This is a genomic window from Campylobacter curvus (assembly GCF_013372125.1).
GTDB classification, from domain to species: Bacteria; Campylobacterota; Campylobacteria; order Campylobacterales; family Campylobacteraceae; genus Campylobacter_A; species Campylobacter_A curvus.
This window is the reverse complement of the sequence record NZ_CP053826.1, coordinates 1,571,401-1,595,054: the sequence shown is the minus strand read 5'-3', so window position 1 is coordinate 1,595,054 and position 23,654 is coordinate 1,571,401. Positions and strand designations below refer to the sequence as shown.

The following is a 23,654-nucleotide window of genomic DNA, read 5'->3' as shown; positions in this document are numbered from 1 at the left end:
GCGAAAATGCAAGAGCTTAACGACTTGCGAAAGCAAATTGACGTGATCGACGATCTTATCTTGACGAAGCTCAACGAGAGGATGGAATTCGTCAAAAAGATAGGCAAACTAAAACAAACCAGCGGCGCGCCCATTTATAGGCCAGAACGCGAGCGAGCCATCATAAGCCGCCTCATAAACGAGAGCAAGGACGGCTCACTTAATAAAGCCGCCATCGAGGCCATCTATCTTGAAATTTTTGCCGTCAGCAGAAACCTCGAATCGCCTCAAAAGATAGCTTACTTGGGGCCGGAGGGCACATATACGCATCAGGCCGCGGAGAGTAGATTTGGTGCGATGAGCTCGTATCTGCCGCTAGCTACTATCGAGGCTGTATTTACGAAGCTCGTGCAAAAAGAAGCCAAATACGGCGTCGTGCCGATCGAGAACAACACCGAAGGCGCAGTAGGCACTACGCTTGATTGTCTGAGGAAATTTGAAGGCATCAAGATAGTCGCCGAGCTTTATCTCGATATCCACCATAGCTTCGTTAGCATCAGTGAAAATTTAAAGGATATAAAGCGTATATATTCGCATCCCCAAGGCTACAATCAATGCCGTAAATTTTTAGACGATCATATGCTTTCTGATATAGAATTCGTCCCTGCCAGATCTACCGCCGAGGCTGCACATTTAGCGTATATGCAGGCTGATTCGGCTGCGATTTGCTCCAAGATAGCGGCTAAAATTCACAACGTGCCTATCCTTTACGAGACGATCGAGGACAATATGGCCAACAGGACGCGGTTTTTCATCTTAAGCGACTTTAAAAATGCAAGGAGCGAAAACTCAAAGACCTCGATCCTGGCAAAGACCGATCATAAGCCGGGCAGTCTCGTGGATCTGCTGCAAATTTTCAAAAACGAAAACATAAACATAACAAAGCTTGAGTCGCGCCCTATCAAGCAGCGAGAGTTCAAGTCTGTGTTTTATCTGGATTTTGAGGGACATATCGATGACGAGAGAGTGCGAAACGCCTTTGAGGCGATAAAAGAGTGTGGTGCTGAAGTGACTTGGCTTGGAAGTTATCTAAACGGAGATGAGTGATGAAATTTAATGAAAATTTAGCCGGACTTGTAAATTACGAGGCGGGCAAGCCTATCGAGCTTGTCGTTAGAGAATTTGGCATAGAGGCCAAAGACGTGATCAAGCTTGCCAGCAACGAAAACCCTTTTGGCACCAGCCCGCACGTAGTAGAGGCGATAAAAAGCGCAGCCTCAAATGCGTTTTTGTATCCTGATGACAGCTATTTCGAGCTAAAAGAGGCGCTTGGGGCTAAATTTGGCGTGGGCGCTAAAAATATAATAATCGGCTCGGGAAGCGACCAGATAATAGAATTTTGCCTGCACGCAAAGGCAAATCCTAAAAGTGCCGTCTTGATGGCTGGCGTGACCTTTGCGATGTATGAAATTTACGCCAAGCAAGTGGGCTCTAAAATTTACCGCACGAGGTTGCAAGAGCACGATCTGGCTGAATTCTTAGAAATTTACGAGGCGCATAAAGATGAAATTTCGGTGATATTTTTATGCCTGCCAAACAACCCTCTTGGTGAGTGTCTGGATACAAAAGAGGTGTATGAGTTTTTAAAGCGTATCGATGAGGACGTGCTTGTCGTGCTTGACTGCGCGTATAATGAATTCGCAAAATTCAAAGACGCTAAAAAAGGCATCGAACCAAGTGAAATTTTGAAATTTGAAAACGTGATCTACCTCGGGACGTTTTCAAAGGCTTACGGGCTTGGCGGCATGCGCGTAGGATACGGCATCGCCAAGGAGAGCATCATAAGCGAGCTTGGCAAGCTTAGAGCGCCTTTTAACATCACGACCCTTAGCCTAAAAGCTGCGATCGAAGCGCTAAAAGATGAGGAATTCGTCACTAAAACGCTTGAGAATAATCTCAAACAAATGGCGCGCTACGAGGCCTTTGCACGCGAAGCAGATATAGAGTTCATCCCCAGCTACACGAATTTCATAACGTTTAAATTTGACAAACAAAGCGCGAGCGAAATTTCTCAAAACATGCTAAAAAAGGGTATAATTTTGAGGGATTTAAAAAGCTATAAACTAAATGCGTTTCGTATCACGATCGGCCAGTCGTGGCAAAACGATAGGGTTTTTGAAGAATTAAAGCAAAATTTAAAGTGAAGATATGGATTTTAAGGCATTACTTCATCAAATCAGTCAGGTTTATCAAAAGCTTTCGCTAAGGCAAAAGATAGTCGCGGCGGGCTCTATCGTCGTTGTCGTCGGATTTTTGGTATTTTTGAGCATTTATAAGGATATGAAAGGCGACACATACGCCGGCTATAGTGTTTTGTTTGAAAATATCAGCCCTAACGACTCGGCGCTCATCATCGATCAACTAAACAAAGACAGCGTGAGCTACAAGCTTGCCAACGAAGGCACGATATTAGTACCAACAGGCGATGTTTATAAAGAGCGTATCGCCGTTGCCACGCTAGGTATCCCAAAAGAGAGCAAGATCGGCTTTGAAATTTTCGATAAACAAGAATTTGGCTCGACAGACGCCGAGCAGCGCGTGAAATTTCAGCGTGCGCTCGAAGGCGAGCTGGCACGCACTATCGAGAGCTTATCCTCCATACAAAAAGCTACCGTTCGTATCGCTATACCAAAAGAGAGCGTATTTACCGAGCGTCAGTCGCCTCCGACCGCTTCTATCGTGGTCGAGCTAAAGCCTGGTGTGAGTCTTAGCGCCAAGCAAATTTTTGGTATCAAAAACCTCGTAGCCGCCGCAGTCACTAACCTAAACACCGAAAATGTCAAGATCGTCAATCAAGACGGCGTCGCACTTGGCGAGGAAGACGGTGAATTTGACAGCGATATGATAGCTCAGCAGATCCGCTATAAAAGAGAATTCGAAACGAACTACGAGCAAAAGATCATAAACGTCCTAGCCCCTATCGTGGGTGGGACTGATCGCGTCGTGGCCAAGGTGAATATCGACTTTGATTTTGACAAAAAAGATAGCCAAAGCGAGACATACGATCCTAACAACGTCGTAAGAAGCGAGAGCAATATCGAAGAAAAGCGCCAAGGCAGCGCACCAAACGAGATCCAAGGCGTACCTGGTGCAGTAAGCAACATCGGCCCGGTGCAAGGGCTGAGCGACAGCAATATAAAAGAGCAATACAACAAAAGCTCGCAGCAGACTAATTATGAAATTTCAAAGAAGATAACCAACATCAAAGGCCAGTTTGCAAGCATCGTTAGAGTAAGTGCGGCCGTAGTCGTGGACGGACTTTATCAGCCTAAAAAAGACGAAGCTGGCAACCCGACCGGCGATATCGAATACGTCGCTCTCACGCAAGCGCAAAAAGACTCCATCACAAACCTCATCAAGCAAGCCATCGGCTATAGCGCGCAGCGCGGCGATGAGGTCACGCTTGATAATTTCGAGTTCAAGCTGGCCAAGGATATAAGCACCAGCCAGAGGATGGACGGCTTTATGCATAACTATATCCTGCCGTTCGTGCCGTTACTAAAATACATTTTTGCTGCCTTGCTACTTTATATCTTTTACAAAAAGGTCATCGTGCCGTTCATGCAAAAAATGCTTGAAGAGGCCAAGGATGAGGACGAGCCGCTACCACAAGACGAGCTTGAAGATATCGAGATCGACGCCGAGGATACGCTCGAGAAATTTAAGGCCGCTCGCAAGAAAGTCGAGGAGCAGCTTGGCATTAGCGGCGATTTTAATGAGGACGAGCTGCGATACGACGTGCTGCTTGAAAAGATGAAAACGGTCATACTTGAACGTAGCGAGGAGATAGCCAATTTGCTCCAAGAGATGGTCAAGAACGACAACGATTTTAACCTGCGTAAGGAAATTTGATGTCTATAAAACTAACCGATCAGCAAAAAATCGTATATGACGATCTTTCGATGCCAGAAAAGATCGCTATTTTGCTCATACAGCTCGGCGAGGAGGCCACGAGCCTTATCTTTTCGCATATGGATGTCGATGTCATCACTGAAATTTCAGGCTACATAGCGACCGCCAGAAATATAGATAAGCAAGTAGCCGCTGCCGTTTTAGAGGAATTTTACGCCCTCATGCAGTCAAATCAATACATGAGAAGCGGCGGTTTGGAGTATGCAAAGGAAATTTTATACCGCACGTTTGGTCCGGAGGCTGCACAGAAAATTTTAGACAAGCTTGCCAAAAGCATGGAAAATACCAAAAGCTTTGGCTATCTTGGCAAGATAAAGCCTCAGCAACTAGCCGATTTCATCGTCAAAGAGCACCCGCAGACGATCGCGCTCATCCTAGCCCACATGGACGCGACTAGTGCGGCCGAGACGCTTAGCTATTTTTCAGACGAGCTTAGAGGCGAGGTGATCATCAGGATGGCAAATCTAGGCGACATCAGCCCTTCAGTCATCAAGCGCGTCTCTACCGTGCTCGAAGGCAAGCTCGAGAGCCTCACCTCCTACAAGGTCGAGGTCGGCGGTCCAAGAGCGGTGGCGGAAGTGCTCAACCGACTCGGTCAAAAGGCCAGTAAAACGACTATCGAGCGCATCGAAGCGGCTGATGATAAGCTCGCTACGACGATCAAAGAGCTTATGTTTACATTTGAAGATATCATCAACCTCAACGCGACTGCTATCAGAGAGATACTCAAAAATGTCGACAAAAAGGATCTCATGGTCGCATTTAAGGGCTCAAGCGACGCTATAAAAGAGAAATTTTTAAGCAATATGTCTCAGCGCGCCGCCGAAGCCTTCAACGAGGAGATGCAATACCTCGGCGCCGTTCGTGTAAAAGATGTCGAGGAGGCGCAGCGCCGCATTGTCGAGACCGTCCAAACTCTAGCCGATCAAGGAGTCTTCCAAGTCGGCGAAGCAGATGAGATGATAGAATGAAAAGCAGCGTCATAAACGGCGAAAATTCGTCGGCACATTTTATAGAAAACTATAGGTTCAAGGTGCTTGGAAGCGATCAAAGAGCCGAGCAAATTTCAACGCAAAAAAGCGATGAAAATGGCGAAGATATCCAGCATGAAAACATCAAGCAAGAGCCTAAAATTTCACCGAATTTACAAAATCAAATGCCAAGCTCGCAGCCCCAAAGCCAAAATCACGGCGGATTTGACTCGAATTTCGTAGAGGAGCTGCTAAAAAAGACCGACGAGCTAAGCGGCAACATCATCAAACTTCAAATGCAGATCGAAAATCAAGAGAGTGAATTCAATAAACGCCTCGAAGCCGAAGTCGCACGCGCGAAAGAGGACGGTAAAAACGAGGGCCTGGCACAGGCCAATGAAGCTTACGAAGCGCAGGTAAAAGAGCTGGAGGCTCGTTTTAGCTCGTCCGTGCAAAAGCTCAGCGATCAATACGATAAATTTGACGAATTTTTAAAAAAGAGCGAGGATGAGCTTGGCGGGGCTGCGATAAATATCGCAAAAGAGGTCATATCAAAGGAAATTTCGGCAAATTCAAGCGTGATAGCTCACACCTTGGCAAGCTCGCTCGTGCGCGATCTAGGCGATGCGAAAAATATCCAGATCAAGGTAAATCCCAGCGATAGCGAGTATCTCACGGCTCAGTTTGCAAAAAACGATCACATAAAAATAAGTCCGGACGATGCTATAAGCAAAGGCGGCGTAGTCATCATCAGCGAAGGCGGAAATATCGACGCTACGATAGAGACGAGGTTGGAAAAGCTCAAGAGTTTAGTTGGTGAGTGATGACGGACTTGAACGTTAAAAATTTGGATTTAAGCGGCCTTGAGGAGCTTTGTCATAAGCTCAGGGATAAAATTTTGACCACTGTGAGCAAAAACGGCGGGCATCTTAGCTCAAACATCGGTGCAGTCGAGATCATCGTGGCTATGCACTATGTTTTTGACGCGAAAAACGATCCCTTTATATTTGACGTGAGCCACCAAAGCTACGCGCATAAACTCTTAACGGACCGCTGGGAAAGCTTTGAAAGTCTTCGTAAATTTGGCGGTATAAGCGGCTACACGAAGCCAAGCGAGAGCAAATTTGACTATTTCATCGCAGGGCATAGCTCGACCTCGATCTCTCTGGCTGTCGGAGCTGCAAAGGCTATAAATTTAAAGCACGAGCAGCGCCTGCCGGTAGCTGTCATAGGAGACGGCTCTCTTAGCGGGGGCATGGCTTACGAGGCGCTAAACGAGCTTGGAGACCGTAAATATCCGTGCGTGATAATCCTAAACGACAACGAGATGAGTATCTCAAAGCCTATCGGAGCGCTCAGTAAATACCTAAGCCAAATGATGGCGGGACAGTTTTATCAAAAATTTAAAGGCCGTGTCGAGAAATTTTTAAGCTATATGCCAGACTCCGCCGCATATATGGCGCGCAGGATGGAGGAGGGCATACGCCTCATCACGCCTGGTATGTTTTTTGAGGAGCTGGGGCTTGAGTATATAGGCCCGGTGGACGGGCATGATCTTGGCTCGCTTATCAGCACGTTTGAGACCGCAAGATCGATGAAAAAGCCGGTCATCGTGCATGTGCAGACCTTAAAGGGCAAGGGATATGAATTTGCCGAAGGGTATTATGCCAATTGGCACGGGGTCGGGCCGTTTGATCTAAAAAGCGGCGAATTTATCAAAAAGCAAAGCAACAAATCAGCCACCGCCATCTTTAGCGAGCATTTGCTTAAAATGGCAGGCGAGCACGAGGATATCGTCGGAGTGACGGCGGCGATGCCCACGGGCACGGGCATGGACGCGCTTATAGAAAGATTTCCCGATCGCTTTTGGGATGTGGCTATCGCCGAGCAGCACGCCGTGACATCGATGGCTGCGATGGCTAAGGAGGGTTTTAAGCCCTTTGTAGCGATCTACTCGACATTTATGCAGCGCGCTTACGACCAGCTCATACATGATGCTTGTATAATGAACTCAAATATGACCTTTGCGATGGACCGCGCAGGCATCGTAGGCGAGGACGGCGAGACGCACCAAGGAGCTTTTGACATAAGTTTTTTTAACGCCATACCAAATGTTGTGATGTTTGCACCAAGGTGCGAGCGGAGCATGAAAATGGCGATGGAATTCGCCTACGCTTACAAGGGCGTCAGCGCGTTTAGATATCCTAGAGGGGCGTTTATTTTAGCAAACGAGTTCGAGGCTAAAGACCTAAGGCTTGGCAAAGGCGAAATTTTAGTCAAGGGTCGCGGCGAAGTGGCGCTTATAGGCTATGGAAACGGCGTAGGTAAGGCAAATGCGGTGCGAAATTTAATAAGCCCCGGCATCGATGCGACGCTTATTGATCTTGTATTTGCAAAGCCGCTTGACAGTGAGCTTTTGTTAGAGCTGGCGGATAAATGCAAAAAATGGTATGTCATAAGTGACAGCGCTAAAAAAGGTGGTATCGGTGAAATTTTAAGTGCATTTTTGCAAGAGAATAAAATTTTAGACGTCAGCGTGAAAAGCTTTGAATATGACGACGCTTTCATCCCGCATGGCAGCACCGCCGATGTCGAGCGAAATTTAGGCATAAGCGCCGAACAAATAGCCCAAAAATTACTAGACGATAATTAATATTAATTAATAAAGTAACGTTTAAAGTTAAATTTGCTAATATTTGCCTAAAAAAAGGAAAATTGATGCAATACGTATCATTATTGAAGCAGTCCGGGCTAAAAGTCACACCGCAGCGTCTAAGCGTCCTTAGGATCTTAGATCGTCACATGCATCCCACGATCGACGAGCTTTATGACGAAATTTTAAAAGAAAATCCGTCCGTTTCCTTGGCGACCGTTTATAAAAATTTAAACACTTTAAAGGACGAAGGGCTAGTCGTCGAGGTAAATATCGTCAATCAAAAACCGCGATACGATATCTACGAATATCCTCATATCCACGTAGTTTGCGAGACTTGCGGGCATGTAGAGGATCTTAGCTACGAGGATGCCGAGCTTGGCAAATATCAAGAGGCGCTGGAGCGAAAGCTAGGCAACATAATAGATCGCTTGAACGTGGTCGCCAGCGTTAAAAGTTGCAAACACTGCGGATAGCAATTTAAGCCACAACCTGATAAAATATACAAGCCTTTTTAACAAAGCATTGATGGTTTAAAATAAGCGCTTTGCAAATCTTATTTGCTTCACGAGCGATAGCGAAGTGAAAAATCGGTGGCGATAGCGTCGTTTCGTAAGATTTGACTTTGCTAGAATATTTAAAGTTTTAAAAATCAACACTTAGTTAGAAAAGAGCCGATATAAAAATTTCAGGAGATAGCTGTGGGTTTGGAGATAGAGCGCAAATTTTTGCTTAAAAATTCGCAGATCCTTGAATTTTTAAGCACCGAGGGCGTTAGCTTTAAACGCCTCGAAATACTTCAGTTTTATACGAAAATCACCGACAACGAAGAGGTTCGCTACCGAAGCGAAGACGCGAAATTCATTAAAACGATCAAGATCGGCAAAGACCTTGTTCGTGAGGAAAACGAGTGCGAATGCGACAAAAAGGAGTTCAAAAACGCCTTTAAAAGCCACATCGGCGCGCCTATTTACAAAGACCGCTATCTTTTTAAACTAAACAACAACCCTTGCAATATCGATGTTTTTAAAGGTGCACAAGAGGGGCTTTGCACGCTTGAAGTAGAGTTTAAAGACGAGGCCGAGGCGGTTTATTTCAACCTACCGAAATTCCTGCGAAATTTCATTGAGGCCGACGTTACTTGCGATCAAAGATATAAAAACAAGTATATCGCCCTTCACGGCAACGCAGCGGAAAATTTTGACGCAAATGCCGCGTTTAGAGTGATAAAAGAGCACGATATAGAGCTAAATTTCATGCCAAATATCAAAGCCGCCGATGCGCTACGGGTATTGTTTTTTAAAATTTTAAAAATCATCGAGGATCATAAAAGCGGATATCTAAAAGGCGGTGATGACGAGGCGCTTCATCAGCTTCGCGTAAATTTGAGGAAAACGCGCTCCTTGTTAAAAAGCTTTGAAGGGGTTTTTGACGAGAGGGTGAGCGGCTTTTTTAGTGAGAAATTTAAAATTTTAGCCAACTCCACCAACAAAAAGCGCGACCTTGATGTGTTTTTGGAATTTTTAAAGACGCAAAAAAACGCGGACGAGCTCGTTTATCTCGTCTCAAAGGCAAGAGATGTCGAGCACGAAAACGTCAAAAAGCACCTAAACGACGAGTCGAATACCGATTTTTTAAGAGAGTGGGAGCTATTTTTAGCCGAGGAGAGCGACTTTTATAAAGCAAAGCTCGCAAACGCCGCTTTAGCGAGGCTCGCTGCTTATCGTATAAGGTCGCAGCTAGTGAGCATAGAGCGTAAAATTTGGGCTTTGAGCGATGAGAGCGTGAACGAAAATTTTCATAAGATCCGCATCGATTTTAAGCGTCTCAGATACGTTTTGGAGAGCTTTTCGGGCGTTTTTGAGATAGTGGGATTTAAAAAATATCAAAACCGCCTAAAGCTCATGCAAGAGCTCTTTGGCGAGCTTCAAGACCGCGACGTTTGGCTTGAGATCTTGGACAAGATCCCTCAAAGTGAGCCCTCAAGCAAGATCCAAAACAAAATTTACAAGCAAATTTATAAACTGCGCGAGGAGATCTTGAAAAAACGGGTGAAATTTATCCGTCAAACTCGCAAAATTTCACGAAATTTAAAAATTTATTATATTTAAAGGTCATAAAAACTTATGCAAAAACAAGAAAAAATCGTCGATATGTTCAACCAGATCGCACCTACTTACGACATCGCAAACCGCGTCTTGAGCCTTGGCATAGACGTCAGCTGGCGAAAATACGCGTGTAAATACATGCTGAATATTTTTAGGAACAAAAACATAAATATCATCGACGTTGCTTGCGGTACGGGCGATATGATGGGGCTTTGGTCGCAGATGTCCGCGGAATTTGGCGTGAAGATCGATGAGCTCGTGGGCGTAGATCCATCAAGCGGCATGCTAAGCAAGGCCAAAGAAAAATTCCCAAATTTTAAATTTATCGAGGCTTATGCGGATGAGACCGGGCTAAAGAGCGGGTTTGGCGAAATTTTAAGCATCAGCTACGGCATACGAAACGTCGTCGAGCGAAAGGCAGCGTTAGCGGAATTCAACCGCATTTTAAAAATGGGCGGATACGTCGTGGTCTTAGAATTTACCAAACGCTCTAAAAAAGGGCTGATCACGAGCCTAAGAGACTTTTATCTAAGCAAAATTTTGCCTCGTATCGGCGGCGCGATCTCAAAAAACAAAGAGGCCTACCTCTATCTGCCAAGCTCGATCGAAAATTTCCTGGACGCCAAAAGTTTTTGCGAGGAGCTCGAGGAGGCCGGCTTTGAGATGCAGCTTTGCAAAGGCTTTAGCATGGATATCTCGACGCTTTTTATCGCTAAAAAGGTGCGCGAGGCGTCGCTAGATACGAACAAGAGTGCGCGATGATAATACGCGAAAATTTAGCCTCAAAGGTCGTTTCATGCTAAGTGTCAGCGAGCTTAACGAACAGGCCAAAAGCCTGCTTGAGACGACATTTGACTATGTCGAGGTAAAGGGCGAAATTTCGCGCCTTACAAAGCATAGCTCGGGGCATTGGTATTTCACGCTAAAGGACGAAAAAGCGGCCGTTTCGGCGGTGATGTATAAGATGAATAACGCTAAGCTGAAATTTGACGTGACAGACGCGATGAAGGTCGTGATCTACGGCAAGGTCTCGCTCTATACGCTAAGCGGCTCGTATCAGCTCGTAGCTACGACGTTGCGTCCTGACGGCGAGGGCGAGCTCGAGCTTGCTTTTAGGCAGTTAAAGGAGCGTTTGGAGCGCGAGGGATTTTTTGAAATAAGCCATAAAAAGCCTATCCCTCGCTTGCCAAAGCGTATCGCGCTTATCACTTCCTCTACGTCCGCGGCGCTACAAGACATGCTAAAAGTCGTCTCGACGCGCTGGAAGCTCAGTAAAATTTTGATCTTTAATGCGCTCACTCAGGGCGAAAATGCGCCAAGCTCGCTTATTAGAGCGCTTAAAAAGGCCGATCTTAGCGGAGCCGACGTGATAGTCTTAGCGCGCGGCGGAGGCAGTAGAGAGGATCTGTGGTGCTTTAACGACGAGGGACTGGCTAGAGCCATATATGACGCCGCCACGCCCGTAGTAAGCGCCATAGGGCACGAGATAGACTACGTCATAAGCGACTTCGTGGCTGATCGCAGAGCTCTGACGCCAAGTGCCGCGATGCTTGACATCTTGCCTGATAGCGAGGCCTTTTTGCAGTATATCGATAAGCTCGAAGACGAGCTTAGAGGCGTTATCGGTCTTAAACTCGCAAATAAAAAAAGCCGTCTTGAAATTTTAGCCTCGAAATTTTCCACAAACGCCATCAAAGCGCGCATAAAGCTAAAATTTAGCGAGATAAAAAACAAGCAAACGGTGCTAAATAGCCTCATTTCAAGCAAAATTTTAAAGCTGAGCTCTGATCTAAAATCACTTGAAAAAGCCTATGAGATGCGCGAAATCTTCTTTGAAAGCACAAAAGATCTCATCGAGGTAAGGACGGACGGCAAAAACGTAACACTTGAGGCGTTAAAAGCGGGTGATGAGGTGTGGCTGATATCTCAAAGCACGCATAAAACGGCTAAAATTTTATAAAAGGAGTGAATATGAATAGGAAAATAAACTTTAGCGCAGGACCTAGCGCGCTGCCTTTAGAGGTGCTAAAGCACGCGCAAAGCGAGCTTACGAACTACCAAAACAAGGGCTTTTCTATAATGGAGATAAGCCACAGGAGCAAAATTTTTGAAGAGGTGCATTTTGGAGCGATGGATAAGATCCGCGCACTTTACGGCATCGGCGAAGAGTATGAAATTTTATTTTTGCAAGGCGGAGCGCATCTGCAGTTTTCGATGATACCGATGAACCTCTATCAAGGCGGCAAGGCCGAATACGCAAATACGGGCGTTTGGACGAATAAAGCCATAAAAGAGGCGCAGACTCTAGGCATCAGCCCAAGCATAGTGGCAAGCAGCGAGAGTGAGAATTTCGCTATGATCCCCGAGGTGAAATTTAGCGATGATGCCGATTTTGCCTACATTTGTAGCAACAACACCATCTACGGCACGCAGTATAAGGCCTTGCCAAAGACCAAATCTCCCCTAGTCATCGACGCTTCGAGCGATTTTTTCGCTAGGCCGCTTGATTTTTCAAACATCGGCCTACTTTACGGCGGAGCGCAGAAAAACGCCGGTCCTAGCGGAGTCACCATCGTGATAATAAGAAAAGATCTGATAGATCGCACGAGCAGCCCGAACGTACCGATATTTTTACGCTATAAAACACACGCCGAGGCCAAATCGCTTTACAACACGCCTCCGACATTCGGGATATATCTGCTAAATTTAACGATGCAGTGGCTACTTGATCAAGGTGGTCTTAGCCAGATACAAAAGAAAAATGCCAAAAAAGCGGCGCTCATTTACGATACTATCGATAGCTCAGGCGGCTTTTACAAAGGACACGCAAGGCTCGATAGTCGCTCTGACATGAACGTGAGCTTTAATATCGCCGCATCCTGCGAGCTCGAGCCCAAATTTGTCGCTCAGGCCGAAGAGGCCGGCATGCTAGGCCTGAAAGGACACCGACATCTTGGCGGTATCCGCGCGTCTATTTACAACGCCGTGAGCGAAGAAAATGTCAAAATTTTAGTGCAATTCATGAAAGAATTTGCTAGAAAAAACGGCTAAGATGGAAAATCAGGAGTATCTAAGCAAGCAAATCCTCACGTATCTTGGCAACAAACGCGCGCTACTTGGCTTCATCGAACAAGGTCTTAAGTGCGCAAAAGACGAGCTTGGCCGTGACAAGCTAAGGTGTGTGGACCTGTTTTCGGGCTCTGGCATCGTGGCTAGGTTTTTAAAGCGCCACTCTAGCTTTTTGGTGGCTAACGACCTTGAGCTTTACTCCAAGATAACAAACGAGTGCTACCTCGCAAACGTAAGCGCTAGGAAGCTAAAAGAGCTTGGCAGGTGGCATGAAATTTTGCTTGAAAATATAAAATCAAATCCGCAAAGCGGATTTGTAAGCGAGCTTTACGCACCAAAAGATCAAGACGATATAAGGCGCGAGGACAGGGTCTTTTACACCAAAGAAAACGCCCTTTATATCGACACTGCAAGGGCTCAGATAGAAAATTTACCAGAAGTGATCAGGCGCTTTTTCATCGCTCCGCTTTTATACGAGGCGAGCACTAAGGCGAACACGAGCGGCGTTTTTAAGGGCTTTTATAAAAACAAAAGCGGTATCGGACAGTTTGGCGGCGAGGGTAAAAACGCACTGGGGCGCATAATGGGGCGCATATCTTTGCCGATGCCGATATTTTCAAAATTCAACGTGCCCTTTGCGGTCTGTCAAAAAGACGCGAACGACCTGGCGGGCGAGCTAGAGCAAATGGACGTCGTGTATCTCGATCCTCCTTACAATCAGCACCCTTATAGCTCGAATTATTTCATGCTGAATTTGATAGCAAAAAATGAACGTCCGCAGAGCATCTCAAGGGTATCTGGCATCGCAAAGGGCTGGAACAAGTCCGTGTATAATAAAAAATCCGCCGCCGAGCAGAGCTTTTTCGAGCTTGTGGGCAAGCTAAAGGCAAAATTTATCATCATCTCGTTTAACTCCGAGGGCTTCATCGAGCGCGAGAGCTTCGAGCGAAACCTCACGAAATTCGGCGAGCTCAAGGTCTTGGAGCAAAGATACAACGCATTTCGTGGCAGTAGGAATTTAGGCAGCAGAAGCCTGCACGTGACGGAATTTTTATATATTTTAAAAAAGATCGGATCAAAATGAGCGATGTAAAAGAATATTATGACGAAGTACCTTATTTCTCGGCCGCTTTTAGCGATTGTTCGCCTGTTAGGATACACGCGATAGCCCGGTTTCTTGGGCTAAATCCGCCCACCCCAGCGGAGGCCAGAGTACTTGAGTTTGGCTGCTCGTATGGTGGCAACATCCTACCCTTTGCCGTTCACAACGAGCGCGCTGATGTCGTTGGCATCGATATCTCAAGCACTCAAGTAAGCACAGGAAACAAAATCGCCAAAGATATGGGGATAGGAAATTTCAGCCTCATGGAGCTTGACATCTTAAAGCTTGATGAAAACGAGGCGAAAAAGCTTGGGAAATTTGACTACATCATCACTCACGGCGTTTATAGCTGGGTAGATGATAGCGTCAAAGAGGCGCTTTTGCGCGCAGTGAAGCTACTATTGTCCGCAAACGGCGTGGCCTATATCTCTTATAACATCTATCCAGGCTGGAAGAGCCTTGATGTTTTGCGCGATTTCATGCTCTTTGCAAGCGACTCTCAAACAAGCGGGGCAAAAAAGCTTGAAATTTCAAAACGAGAGCTTGATTTCTTGCAAGATTATCTGAAATTTAACGCTCAAAGCGCTACGGACAAGGTTTATCGCGACAGCACTCAACTACTGGCTACGCAGCTAAATTTCTTGCAAAATATCATAAAAAAAGGCAATGATTATTATGTCTTACATGATTTTTTAGAGATCTGTAACGACCCGACATATTTTTATAAATTTGCCAAAAAGCTCGGGCAAAACGGACTTTACTACCTACTTGACTGCTCGCTTGATGATATATTTAGAAGTGTGCTTGGCATCTACCGCTTTGACGCACATATCGCCAGAAACTATCCAAGCCGCATACAAAAGGAGCAGATGAACGACTTTTTGCTCAACCGCTCGTTTAGAAAAAGCCTAGTGATACATAAAGAGCGCCTTAATGGCAGTGATGATCTTGATATTGAGCTTGGCATGAAAGAGCTTAGCAGGCTAAATTTCGCGCTGAATTTAAGCGATCCTGCAAACGAAGTGCAAAAGGCCCTGGTTGACGCATATCCTGATAGTCTAAATTTAGACGATCTGCTGCAATGCACGGGTCAAGACGCTCAGACTACGTTCATGCAGCTCATGGAGGTCTTTGCGACTCAAAATGTAAAAATCTCTGCAAACGCCCTAAAAAGCGTGAGATACCAGGATGGTAAGAGCAGGCTAAGGCCTCGCGTGGCGGGCTATCTTAGCTATTTTGCAAAGACCGATGAGCCTGTGATATTGCTAGCTGACGGGCTAAATTTAAAGGTCGCGCTTGATAGGCTTGAAGCGAGCGTGGCGCTTAAATTTGACGGGAAAATCAGCCTTGAGGACATCGCAAGCGAGCTTAGTGTGCCAAATGCGCTTAAATTTGTGAGTCAGCTTGAAAATAAGCTTAGCAAAGCGTATTTTTTAGAGCAAATTTAGAGGTTTGACTCCGGGAGAGCCTTTAATTTAAAAGCATCTTTTTAAGCATCAATGCGATCATCACTACATAAAGCAGCAAAAACCATTTTTTAAGCGCTTTTTTGTCCGTTTTGTGAGTCGTTTTCGTGCCAAAATAGACCCCCCCAAGCGCTCCAACTCCCAAAAATGCGCCCTCAAGATACTGCACGTGCCCGTGATACGCCATAGAGATAAACCCCGATAGCGACGCGAACATAACGAAAAATACGCCCATCGAGATGGCCTTTTTCATATCATATCCCAAAAATCCAACAAGTATAGGCGTTATGAAGACCGCTCCACCGATGCCTACGCTAATGGCGATCGCACCTACGAAAAAGCCGACTAAAAAGAGTAGGAATTTTGAATCATTTGGCGTTTGCGCCTCGTTCGTCGGCGTCAGATAGAGCCTGATGATGGAAAATATGAAAGTGGCTAAGAGTATGCTTTCTAGTAAAATTTCAGGCGCTATGCTTATGATGTAGCCGCTCGTGCTGGCTCCAAAAAGCCCGCCAAGCCCCAGATAAACGCCTCTGCCTATCTTTAAAAGACCGGCTTTATAGTTTATGAACGAGCCAAAGATCGCACCAAAGAGCATCTGCATGATACTGATGCCTACGGCTGATTTTATGTCATATCCCAGTGCTAGCATCACGGGAACCACGACCGTGCCGCCTCCGATGCCAAAAAATCCCGAGATGAACCCGACTACCACGCCAACGACGAGCAAACCGACAAAAAGCATAATCCATCCTTTAAAATGTCAAATTTTATCAAAATGAGTTTGAAACTTGTGTAAAAATCGCAGGCAAGGCGAAAATTTTTAAAATTTAAAGGCTTTTTTGCCTATAATAGGCAAAATCAAAATTTAGGACGAACATGCTTTTATACGAACCGCTGTTTTACTACGAGGCGATAAGGCGGAGATTTAAAAATAGCTATCTGGCGGAGGATAAGACGCAAACGATCGTCGGCATCGACTGTGAGTATATAGATGCAGATGATACCGATCTGAACGGGCTTAGAGGATATTTTGATACGAATCGTGACAAAAATATCGCTCCTTTTGGTGGACTTTTTGGCGTATTTGCCTACGAGGGCGTGAGGTATTTTGAGGAGATAGGCGAGCAAAAGCCGCCTTTGTATGAATTTCCAAAATTTATATATGCCGACGCAAAGGCGTATTTGCACTTTGATAAAATGAGTAAAATTTATACGTTTTATGGTGACACGGCGAGGTATTATGACTTTTTGCTCGCTTTAAAGCCGGTCGATACGCCAAAAAAGCAGAGCAAATTTAAGATAAAAACCGACCTAGAGGCAGAAAAGAAACACTTTGAAAGCATCGTAGGCATTGCAAAAGAGTATCTAAAAAGCGGCGATATATTTCAAGTCGTGCTTGGCAAACAGCTACATATCCTCACTGATATGGATAGTTTTGAATTTTATAAAAAGCTAAGCGTGGCAAACCCGAGCCCTTATATGTTTCATTTTCCTACACCTTACGGCGATGTCGTGGGCTCATCTCCTGAGCTCGTTTTCGAGATGAAAAATTCTCAAATTTTCGTAGCGCCGATCGCTGGCACGAGACCTCGCGGCGTCGATGCTAACGATGATGAGAGGCTAAAAAATGAGCTGATAAACGACGAAAAGGAGCTCGCCGAGCATAAAATGCTGATCGACCTCGCCCGCAACGACATCGGACGCGTCTCAAATGCAAAAAGCGTGGTCGTGAAAAATCCTATGCATATTCAGTATTACGAGAGCGTGATGCACATCGCAAGCGAGGTTTATGGCGTGAAAAAGCAGGAGCTTGACATGTTTGACGTGATAAGGAGCGTATTTCCTGCCGGTACGCTTAGCGGGACGCCCAAAATCCGCGCCATGCAGATCATAAGCGAGCTGGAAACCGGTGCTAGAAATATCTACGGCGGAGGTATCGGGTTTTTGCATTTTAACGGCGACGTGCAAATGGCGATCTTGATTAGAAGTGCGATCTTTGTGCCGCGTGCTGACGGAAATAGCGACGTGTTCGTAGGGGCTGGCGCAGGTATCGTGTATGACTCGCAAAGCGAGCGCGAATACGCCGAAATTTGCCATAAACGTGCGAGCGTGGTAAATGTGTTTAAAAATAATGCGAGCCAGATCGTAGGTCAAGATAAATTTTAGCGCGAATGTGAGAGATTAAAAATAATAAAAATGATTTAAAGGCGAAATATCGTGAGTCGGTATGAGCCAAAAGGAGAAATTTTGATATTACTTATCGACAACTACGACAGCTTCGTCTTCAACGTCGAGCAATACGTGCGTGAGCTGACAAACGAAGAGGTGCTGAGCGTGCGAAACGACAAGATCACACTCGAAGAGATCCGCAAAATGCGCCCTAGCAAGATAATTTTAAGCCCGGGGCCAAAGCATCCAAAGGATAGCGGCGTTTGCCTTGAAATTTTAAAAAGCGACCTTGACGTGCCTATTTTGGGTATTTGTTTGGGACATCAGGCGATAGCTCTTGTGGCAGGGGCTGCGATAAAGCGGCTAGAAAAGCCCTATCACGGCAAAACCTCAATGATCGAGGTAAGCGAGGCAGAGCCCTTGTTTTCGGGCTTGCCGACTAAATTTGAAGTCATGCGCTACCACTCGCTTTACGTGGATGAGCTCCCGTCAAATTTAAAGCCGCTTGCGATGAGCGATGATGGCGTAGTGATGGCACTTCGCGAGGCCAGCCGACCCGTTTTTGGCATCCAGTTTCACCCCGAGAGCTACTTCACGCAATACGGCAAAAAGATCATCGAAAATTTTATAAATTTAAAGAGCGCAGAGGAAAAACCTGCACCAAAAGAGCCGCGAACGGCGAATTTATCGCCGTTTATGACGAAGCTGCAAAAGGGCTTTCCACTTGAAAGCAGCGACTACGAGGTGATCTGCCGCGCGATAAACGACAAAGAGTGCGACATCGTGCAGCTGGCGGGACTTTTGGTGCTCATTAGCGAAAAGAGCCTCTACGCCGATAGTCTCGCAGCTTTCGTGCAAAATATCCTAAAATACTCGACGACTTACGTGGATCGCGGCGACATCTTCGACATCGTGGGCACAGGCGGGGATAAGCTAAAAACGATAAACATCTCAACGACTGTCGCTTTCATCGCAGCAGCCCTTGGCGTGAAGGTCGCAAAGCACGGAAACAAGGCGATCACGAGCCAAAGCGGCAGTAGCGACGTGCTAAAAATTTTAAACGTGCCGATTACCGGTAGTATCGAGGAAAACCGCGCAAGGCTACGCGAAAAAGGGCTGACGTTTTTTCACGCGCCGCTTTTTCACAAGATCACAGCCGAGGTCAAAGAGGTGCGCGAACGCCTAAAAATCGGCACTGTCTTTAATATGCTAGGACCTCTTCTAAATCCAAATTTAGGACTGAAATACCAACTTGCCGGCAACTACCTCGAAGAGGTCAATGAGCTGATGGCGCAGACCTTGCTGCGACTTGGCAGGCAGCATGCGCTCGTCGTGCATGGCATGGACGGTATGGACGAGATCGCGCTGTGCGACGAGACGCTGATACACGAGGTGAAGGACGGCAAAATTTTGGAGTATAAGATCACGCCCGAACAATTTGGCTTCAAGCGCGCATTTCACGGCGACATCGAGGGCGGCTCGCCAGAAGAAAACGCCGAAATTTTAGTGCGGATATTAAAAGGCGAGGAGAGCGGGGCGAAATTTGACATCGTGCTGCTAAATGCGATGTTTGCGCTCTATACCGCAGACATCGTCAAGACGCCAAATGACGCGAAGCCGCTCATCATAGACGCGATAAATAGCGGTAAAATTTATCGCTATTTTCAAGAGTATATCGGGGGCTAAATTTGAGACCACTTATTAAAATTTGCGGGATAAAAATGGCTAGCGAGGCGGCAAGCGTGGCGGCTTTGGCGGTCGATTTTCTAGGTGTCATCTTTGCAAAAAGCCTGCGCCAAGTGGGTATGAAAACGGCTCGCGAGATAGCGCATATAGCGCACGAAAATGGCAAGCTTTGCGTCGGGGTCTTTGCCGGACAAAGCGAGTGCGAGATAATGGAAATTTGCGAATTTGCAGGGCTTGACGCGGCGCAAATTTATGACGAGCCAAGCGAAAATTTGCACGCGAATTTAAAGGATTTAGGCGTGCAAATTTGGCGGGTGTTTAGTGTGAAAGATGAGCTGCCAAAGCTGGATTTTAGGCATTATGACCTGCCGCTTTTTGACTGTAAAGGCGAAAATTTAGGCGGAAACGGGGTCAAATTTAACTGGGAAATTTTAAGGGGCGTAAAGCCATTTAGCTTCGCGCTGGCTGGCGGTATCGGCGAAGATAACGTGCTGGAAGCGATAAAATTTAAGCCTAAAATTTTAGATATAAACTCTCGCGTGGAAGATGAAAATCTGATGAAAATTCCAAGCAAGATAGAGAGGATTTTGGGGTTGATAAATATTGCTTTGGCAGAGCATTAAATTTAAACCTGTCGCAACGCGACAGCAACTTTGAACGTGCAGTGGGGTTAGAGGGGTCAAAGGGGAGGAAGGGGAGACGCTTCGTAAGTAGAGCCCCTTCCTCCCCTTGAATAAGTGCATTTAAGGACGCAAACAGCGTCTGTGGCGTGTATCAAATCTAAAAATATAATGTATGTTTTGGTAATAGCCAAAAATAAGATAAGCTTGCGAAGCATTTAAAAGACACAAATTCAAAAAGGACAAAAAGTGAATAAAAAAGCATATTTTGGAAAATTTGGCGGGCAGTTCGTACCCGAAACCGTGATGTTTGCGTTAAACGAGCTGGAAGAGGCGTATGAAAAAATCGCCAAAACGAGCGAGTTTAAGGCGGAGCTGGACGATCTTTTAAAGCACTATGTCGGTCGCCCAAGCCCGCTATATCACGCTAAACGCCTAAGCGCGCACTATGGGCATGAAATTTATTTAAAGCGTGAGGATCTAAACCACACGGGCGCGCACAAGATCAATAATGCGCTGGGACAAGCTCTACTCGCTCAAAAAATGGGTAAAAAAAAGGTACTGGCTGAGACCGGAGCGGGGCAGCACGGCGTGGCGAGCGCGACTGCGGCGGCACTTTTGGGCTTAGAGTGCGACGTGTATATGGGCGCGACCGATGTGGCGCGTCAGCAGTTAAATGCGTTTAGGATGCAGCTACTTGGCGCAAACGTTATCAGCATCGAAGAGGGGCTAAAAACGCTCAAAGAAGCGACCACGGCGGCGATTCAGGCGTGGGTAAATGAGATAGAAAGCGCATTTTACATCATCGGCTCGGCGGTCGGCCCGCACCCGTATCCAAAGATCGTGCGCGACCTGCAAAGCGTCATCGGGCGCGAGACCAAAGAGCAGCTGGCCCAATATGACGTAAAGCCCGACTATATCGTCGCCTGCGTGGGCGGTGGCAGTAACGCGATAGGTATTTTCAGTGCGTTTTTGGACGATACGGATGTGCATTTGATCGGCGTCGAGGCGGCGGGACTGGGAGCGGACACGCCATATCACGCAGCCACGCTCACAAAGGGGCGCGAGGGTATCATCCACGGTATGAAAACCATCGTCTTGCAGGATAGCTACGGTATGATCGCCCCCGTGCATAGTATCTCGGCGGGGCTTGACTACCCGGGTGTCGGCCCGGAGCACTCGCACCTACACGACATCAAAAGGGCGCATTACGAGGGCGTGACGGATGACGAGTGTATCGAAGCTTTGAAGCTCACTAGCCGACTTGAAGGCATCATCCCGGCGATCGAGAGCTCGCACGCGCTGGCGTATCTAGCGAAGCTCTGCCCGACGCTAAGCGGCAAAAAAACGATCGTCGTAAATGTCTCCGGCAGAGGTGACAAGGACATGAACACCGTGATGAGCTACGAGAAAGGAAAAATTTATGGATAAGATCGCGCGCGCATTTGAGGGCAAAAAAGCAAACATCGGCTACATAGTCGCTGGCTACCCAAGTTTAGAGCACACGAAAGAGTTTTTGCTAAATTTAGACGCCAGCTCGCTTGATCTATTGGAGCTTGGCATACCATACTCCGACCCCTTAGCAGACGGCAAGCTCATCGCCCAGGCGAGCTTTGAGACCGCGGCAAAGGGCGTAAATACCGATACGATCTTTGAAATTTTGAACGAGGTCAAGGCGGACGTGAAAAAGCCGATCGTTTTTTTGGTGTATTACAATATCGTCTTTGCTTATGGCGTGGAGAAATTTATCAAGCGTTCCGGCGAGGTCGGCATTAGCGGCTTTATCATCCCCGATCTGCCCTTTGAAGAGTGCGAGGAGGTGCGAGCGCTGTGCGATAAATTTAAGCTTGATCTCATCCCACTCATCAGCGTGACGTCAGCCGGCAGAGCGGACAAAATTTTAAGCATGGGCTCAGGCTTCATCTACGCGCTGGGGGCTATCGGCGTGAGCGGGTCGCAAAGGGCCAGCGAGGAGCGGCTAAAAAGCCTAGTCGCTAGCTTAAAGCAAAAAAGCGATCTGCCCGTGGCCGTGGGCTTTGGCGTGAAAAATGCGCAAGACGCAAATTTAGTCAAATCCTACGCCGACGGTGCGATCATCGGCACGCAGATCGTAAGGCTCACGGCTAAATTTAGTGGAGACGAGCTCATTAGTCAGATAGGCAAGCTTTTTTGAAAACGTTTATAAATTTTAGAGCGAATTTAGTAAATGCAAAGTATAATAAAAGCTAATTTTGGATTTTAAGGAAGGACATGAAAGAGGTTATAGATGCCGCGACTAGGTATCTTTGCACGGACACTTTGGGGTTTGAGGTAAAAAGCGGTGCGAGCATCGGTAAAGGGGTCTATGGTGCTAGCATACCCGTTTATAAGGGCAAAAGCGAATACCACTTTTATCTGTTTTTCAAAAAAGATACGCTAAAGCTTTTCATGGAGGCGTTTTTTGGTCATAGCGATATCGACGGAGGCGATTTGGACGATCTTTGCAAGGAGATAGCAAATCAAATCATCGGCAAAGCCAAAAACCTGCTAAATGAGCGTGAAAACAATGCATATAAGCTCGGGACGCCGGAATTTTTAGGCGAAGTCGATGTGTTTCGCATCAAACTTGAAGAAAAATTTGTGTATAAAATGAAAAATCGAACATTTCAAATAGGCTATAACAGAGTATGAACGAAGACGGCGCGATAGAGACTTTAGAACAGCTGGGACTTTTTAAGAGTTATGACGAGCTGATGGATATCAGCGTGGACTTCATCGCCGAGCTTGGCACGACCACGATCAGCATAAACGAGCTTTTGAAATTTGAAGCGGGTTCGGTCATCGACCTTGAAAAACCGGCCGGCGAGAGCGTCGAGCTTTATATAAACAATAGAATTTTCGGTAAGGGCGAAGTGATGGTCTATGAGAAAAATTTAGCCATAAGGATCAATGAAATTTTAGACTCTAAATCAGTCATACAATACTTTAAAAAAGAGCTTTTATGAGATTTATTTTATTATTTTTGAGTACGATGCTACCGATATTTGCCTCAAATTTGCTTACCTATAACATCTATGAGCGTACGGACCGCGTAGATATAATGCTTAGTTTTGACGCACCTTATGAGGGCAATATCTTTCAAAAACGCGAGAAGAACACGACTTCGCTCATCTTAAATTCTCTAAGCTACGAGCAAAGCGTCAATAAGAATATAAATTCTAAAATCGTTCAAGAGCTAGACATCGAACCAAAGCAAAATTCACTGATCCTAAACCTAAAATCTCAAGATGCTATCATCGTAAACGCCTCTAAAACGACCGATGGATTCGGACTTCGCATACGAGTAAGCCCTAAAAATACAGCCTCACAGGTCGCAAATATGCCACAAGCCAGCGCAAAGATCGAGCCACCGACTCAAGCGCTGCAAAGCGAGCCCGAGCCTATCGTCGATGCGAGATATTTCATCGTGCTTGGCGTTTTGCTAGCGCTTTTGATATTTTTGTTCATATTTAAAAAGATCATGGTCAGCAAGAGCGAATTTAGCGGCTTTGCAAATGCAAAAAGTAGCGAGCCAAACAGCACGAAATCTATAAACTGGCTACTAAAAAATCAAAACAACGACGTAAACGTAATCTATGAAAAACCGCTCGATCGCGTGAACAAACTCATGCTTCTAAGCTACGAAAATAGGCGCTATTTGGTGCTCGTAGGTAGCTCAAACGTGATGCTTGATAGCTTTGGTGAGGACAAGATACAAAACGAGCAGGACTTCACGGCGTTTTTCGAGGAAAATAAAAAGAAACTGGGCGCATTTTTACAAGAGCGCCAAAACAGCCTCAACAACTACAAAGATAAAATGAGCATGAACTAGGCGCCG

Annotated in this window: 22 protein-coding genes; 21 read left to right on the top strand and 1 reads right to left on the bottom strand. The window is 46.2% G+C overall.

The window, feature by feature from the left end; translation table 11 throughout:
* Nucleotides 1-6: 6 nt before the first annotated feature.
* The 13 genes from pheA to CCVT_RS07785 all read left to right on the top strand — a co-directional run bounded on the left by pheA (nucleotide 7) and on the right by CCVT_RS07785 (nucleotide 15,302).
* Nucleotides 7-1,086, top strand: coding sequence for a prephenate dehydratase (pheA, locus tag CCVT_RS07845; RefSeq protein ID WP_018136047.1), 1,080 nt, complete (start codon nucleotides 7-9; stop codon nucleotides 1,084-1,086).
* On the top strand, nucleotides 1,086-2,183 hold the full coding sequence (hisC, locus tag CCVT_RS07840) for a histidinol-phosphate transaminase (RefSeq protein WP_018136048.1): 1,098 nt from the start codon (nucleotides 1,086-1,088) through the stop codon (nucleotides 2,181-2,183). The genes pheA and hisC overlap by 1 nt, the downstream gene beginning before the upstream one ends.
* 4 nt (nucleotides 2,184-2,187) lie before the next feature.
* Nucleotides 2,188-3,891, top strand: coding sequence for a flagellar basal-body MS-ring/collar protein FliF (gene fliF / locus CCVT_RS07835; RefSeq protein WP_018136049.1), 1,704 nt, complete (start codon nucleotides 2,188-2,190; stop codon nucleotides 3,889-3,891).
* Nucleotides 3,891-4,922, top strand: a complete 1,032-nt coding sequence (fliG, locus tag CCVT_RS07830) for a flagellar motor switch protein FliG (protein WP_009650944.1) — start codon at nucleotides 3,891-3,893, stop codon at nucleotides 4,920-4,922. The genes fliF and fliG overlap by 1 nt, the downstream gene beginning before the upstream one ends.
* The gene (gene fliH / locus CCVT_RS07825) at nucleotides 4,919-5,746 is read left to right on the top strand and encodes a flagellar assembly protein FliH (RefSeq protein ID WP_018136050.1); all 828 of its coding nucleotides are present in this window, start codon (nucleotides 4,919-4,921) and stop codon (nucleotides 5,744-5,746) included. Before fliG ends, fliH begins: the two co-directional genes overlap by 4 nt.
* Nucleotides 5,746-7,575 carry a 1-deoxy-D-xylulose-5-phosphate synthase gene (gene dxs, locus CCVT_RS07820; protein ID WP_018136051.1) on the top strand — a complete coding sequence of 610 codons (1,830 nt, stop codon included), beginning with the start codon at nucleotides 5,746-5,748 and terminating at the stop codon, nucleotides 7,573-7,575. The genes fliH and dxs overlap by 1 nt, the downstream gene beginning before the upstream one ends.
* 65 nt (nucleotides 7,576-7,640) lie before the next feature.
* Nucleotides 7,641-8,051: a Fur family transcriptional regulator gene (locus tag CCVT_RS07815; RefSeq protein ID WP_011992670.1), complete on the top strand. Its 411-nt coding sequence runs from the start codon at nucleotides 7,641-7,643 to the stop codon at nucleotides 8,049-8,051.
* A gap of 225 nt (nucleotides 8,052-8,276) precedes the next feature.
* The gene (locus CCVT_RS07810; protein WP_018136052.1) at nucleotides 8,277-9,686 is read left to right on the top strand and encodes a CYTH and CHAD domain-containing protein; all 1,410 of its coding nucleotides are present in this window, start codon (nucleotides 8,277-8,279) and stop codon (nucleotides 9,684-9,686) included.
* 15 nt (nucleotides 9,687-9,701) lie between these two features.
* Nucleotides 9,702-10,445, top strand: a complete 744-nt coding sequence (gene ubiE, locus CCVT_RS07805) for a bifunctional demethylmenaquinone methyltransferase/2-methoxy-6-polyprenyl-1,4-benzoquinol methylase UbiE (protein WP_018136053.1) — start codon at nucleotides 9,702-9,704, stop codon at nucleotides 10,443-10,445.
* 34 nt (nucleotides 10,446-10,479) lie between these two features.
* Nucleotides 10,480-11,643 (top strand): exodeoxyribonuclease VII large subunit, encoded by a 1,164-nt coding sequence (gene xseA / locus CCVT_RS07800; RefSeq protein ID WP_018136054.1) that lies wholly within the window; start codon nucleotides 10,480-10,482, stop codon nucleotides 11,641-11,643.
* Nucleotides 11,644-11,654: 11 nt separating this feature from the next.
* The gene (gene serC, locus CCVT_RS07795) at nucleotides 11,655-12,734 is read left to right on the top strand and encodes a phosphoserine transaminase (RefSeq protein ID WP_009650830.1); all 1,080 of its coding nucleotides are present in this window, start codon (nucleotides 11,655-11,657) and stop codon (nucleotides 12,732-12,734) included.
* A 1-nt stretch (nucleotide 12,735) separates the two neighbouring features.
* Entirely contained in the window at nucleotides 12,736-13,836 is a 1,101-nt protein-coding gene (locus CCVT_RS07790; RefSeq protein ID WP_026175408.1) for a DNA adenine methylase, read from the top strand.
* On the top strand, nucleotides 13,833-15,302 hold the full coding sequence (locus CCVT_RS07785) for a class I SAM-dependent methyltransferase (RefSeq protein ID WP_018136056.1): 1,470 nt from the start codon (nucleotides 13,833-13,835) through the stop codon (nucleotides 15,300-15,302). The genes CCVT_RS07790 and CCVT_RS07785 overlap by 4 nt, the downstream gene beginning before the upstream one ends.
* A gap of 22 nt (nucleotides 15,303-15,324) precedes the next feature.
* Here CCVT_RS07785 and CCVT_RS07780 read toward each other — a convergent pair whose 3' ends face one another.
* Nucleotides 15,325-16,065, bottom strand: a complete 741-nt coding sequence (locus CCVT_RS07780) for a sulfite exporter TauE/SafE family protein (protein ID WP_018136057.1) — start codon at nucleotides 16,063-16,065, stop codon at nucleotides 15,325-15,327.
* Between the two features lie 134 nt (nucleotides 16,066-16,199).
* Between CCVT_RS07780 and CCVT_RS07775 the strand changes: the two genes are divergently transcribed.
* The 8 genes from CCVT_RS07775 to CCVT_RS07740 all read left to right on the top strand — a co-directional run bounded on the left by CCVT_RS07775 (nucleotide 16,200) and on the right by CCVT_RS07740 (nucleotide 23,648).
* Nucleotides 16,200-17,489 carry an anthranilate synthase component I family protein gene (locus CCVT_RS07775; RefSeq protein WP_018136058.1) on the top strand — a complete coding sequence of 430 codons (1,290 nt, stop codon included), beginning with the start codon at nucleotides 16,200-16,202 and terminating at the stop codon, nucleotides 17,487-17,489.
* Between the two features lie 81 nt (nucleotides 17,490-17,570).
* The gene (gene trpD / locus CCVT_RS07770) at nucleotides 17,571-19,178 is read left to right on the top strand and encodes an anthranilate phosphoribosyltransferase (protein WP_018136059.1); all 1,608 of its coding nucleotides are present in this window, start codon (nucleotides 17,571-17,573) and stop codon (nucleotides 19,176-19,178) included.
* Nucleotides 19,179-19,180: 2 nt separating this feature from the next.
* Nucleotides 19,181-19,801 carry a phosphoribosylanthranilate isomerase gene (locus CCVT_RS07765; RefSeq protein WP_018136060.1) on the top strand — a complete coding sequence of 207 codons (621 nt, stop codon included), beginning with the start codon at nucleotides 19,181-19,183 and terminating at the stop codon, nucleotides 19,799-19,801.
* A gap of 246 nt (nucleotides 19,802-20,047) precedes the next feature.
* Nucleotides 20,048-21,229 (top strand): tryptophan synthase subunit beta, encoded by a 1,182-nt coding sequence (gene trpB / locus CCVT_RS07760; RefSeq protein WP_026175409.1) that lies wholly within the window; start codon nucleotides 20,048-20,050, stop codon nucleotides 21,227-21,229.
* Complete coding sequence (gene trpA, locus CCVT_RS07755; protein WP_018136061.1) at nucleotides 21,222-21,971, top strand: tryptophan synthase subunit alpha; 750 nt, start codon at nucleotides 21,222-21,224, stop codon at nucleotides 21,969-21,971. Before trpB ends, trpA begins: the two co-directional genes overlap by 8 nt.
* 77 nt (nucleotides 21,972-22,048) lie before the next feature.
* Nucleotides 22,049-22,468, top strand: a complete 420-nt coding sequence (locus CCVT_RS07750; protein WP_018136062.1) for a chemotaxis protein CheX — start codon at nucleotides 22,049-22,051, stop codon at nucleotides 22,466-22,468.
* Complete coding sequence (gene fliN, locus CCVT_RS07745) at nucleotides 22,465-22,782, top strand: flagellar motor switch protein FliN (protein ID WP_018136063.1); 318 nt, start codon at nucleotides 22,465-22,467, stop codon at nucleotides 22,780-22,782. The genes CCVT_RS07750 and fliN overlap by 4 nt, the downstream gene beginning before the upstream one ends.
* Nucleotides 22,779-23,648: a hypothetical protein gene (locus CCVT_RS07740; protein WP_018136064.1), complete on the top strand. Its 870-nt coding sequence runs from the start codon at nucleotides 22,779-22,781 to the stop codon at nucleotides 23,646-23,648. Before fliN ends, CCVT_RS07740 begins: the two co-directional genes overlap by 4 nt.
* The last annotated feature ends 6 nt before the right edge of the window (nucleotides 23,649-23,654 follow it).

Excerpts from the sequence above, each read along its gene's own strand:
- fliN (WP_018136063.1), top strand. The coding sequence starts at position 22,465 with ATGAACGAAGACGGCGCGATAGAGACTTTAGAACAGCTGGGACTTTTT.
- ubiE (WP_018136053.1), top strand. The coding sequence starts at position 9,702 with ATGCAAAAACAAGAAAAAATCGTCGATATGTTCAACCAGATCGCACCT.
- trpA (WP_018136061.1), top strand. The coding sequence starts at position 21,222 with ATGGATAAGATCGCGCGCGCATTTGAGGGCAAAAAAGCAAACATCGGC.
- CCVT_RS07790 (WP_026175408.1), top strand. The coding sequence starts at position 12,736 with ATGGAAAATCAGGAGTATCTAAGCAAGCAAATCCTCACGTATCTTGGC.
- CCVT_RS07740 (WP_018136064.1), top strand. The coding sequence starts at position 22,779 with ATGAGATTTATTTTATTATTTTTGAGTACGATGCTACCGATATTTGCC.
- xseA (WP_018136054.1), top strand. The coding sequence starts at position 10,480 with ATGCTAAGTGTCAGCGAGCTTAACGAACAGGCCAAAAGCCTGCTTGAG.
- dxs (WP_018136051.1), top strand. The coding sequence starts at position 5,746 with ATGACGGACTTGAACGTTAAAAATTTGGATTTAAGCGGCCTTGAGGAG.
- fliF (WP_018136049.1), top strand. The coding sequence starts at position 2,188 with ATGGATTTTAAGGCATTACTTCATCAAATCAGTCAGGTTTATCAAAAG.
- CCVT_RS07780 (WP_018136057.1), bottom strand. The coding sequence starts at position 16,065 with ATGCTTTTTGTCGGTTTGCTCGTCGTTGGCGTGGTAGTCGGGTTCATC.
- fliH (WP_018136050.1), top strand. The coding sequence starts at position 4,919 with ATGAAAAGCAGCGTCATAAACGGCGAAAATTCGTCGGCACATTTTATA.
- CCVT_RS07775 (WP_018136058.1), top strand. The coding sequence starts at position 16,200 with ATGCTTTTATACGAACCGCTGTTTTACTACGAGGCGATAAGGCGGAGA.
- fliG (WP_009650944.1), top strand. The coding sequence starts at position 3,891 with ATGTCTATAAAACTAACCGATCAGCAAAAAATCGTATATGACGATCTT.
- hisC (WP_018136048.1), top strand. The coding sequence starts at position 1,086 with ATGAAATTTAATGAAAATTTAGCCGGACTTGTAAATTACGAGGCGGGC.
- CCVT_RS07785 (WP_018136056.1), top strand. The coding sequence starts at position 13,833 with ATGAGCGATGTAAAAGAATATTATGACGAAGTACCTTATTTCTCGGCC.
- CCVT_RS07750 (WP_018136062.1), top strand. The coding sequence starts at position 22,049 with ATGAAAGAGGTTATAGATGCCGCGACTAGGTATCTTTGCACGGACACT.
- serC (WP_009650830.1), top strand. The coding sequence starts at position 11,655 with ATGAATAGGAAAATAAACTTTAGCGCAGGACCTAGCGCGCTGCCTTTA.
- pheA (WP_018136047.1), top strand. The coding sequence starts at position 7 with ATGCAAGAGCTTAACGACTTGCGAAAGCAAATTGACGTGATCGACGAT.
- CCVT_RS07815 (WP_011992670.1), top strand. The coding sequence starts at position 7,641 with ATGCAATACGTATCATTATTGAAGCAGTCCGGGCTAAAAGTCACACCG.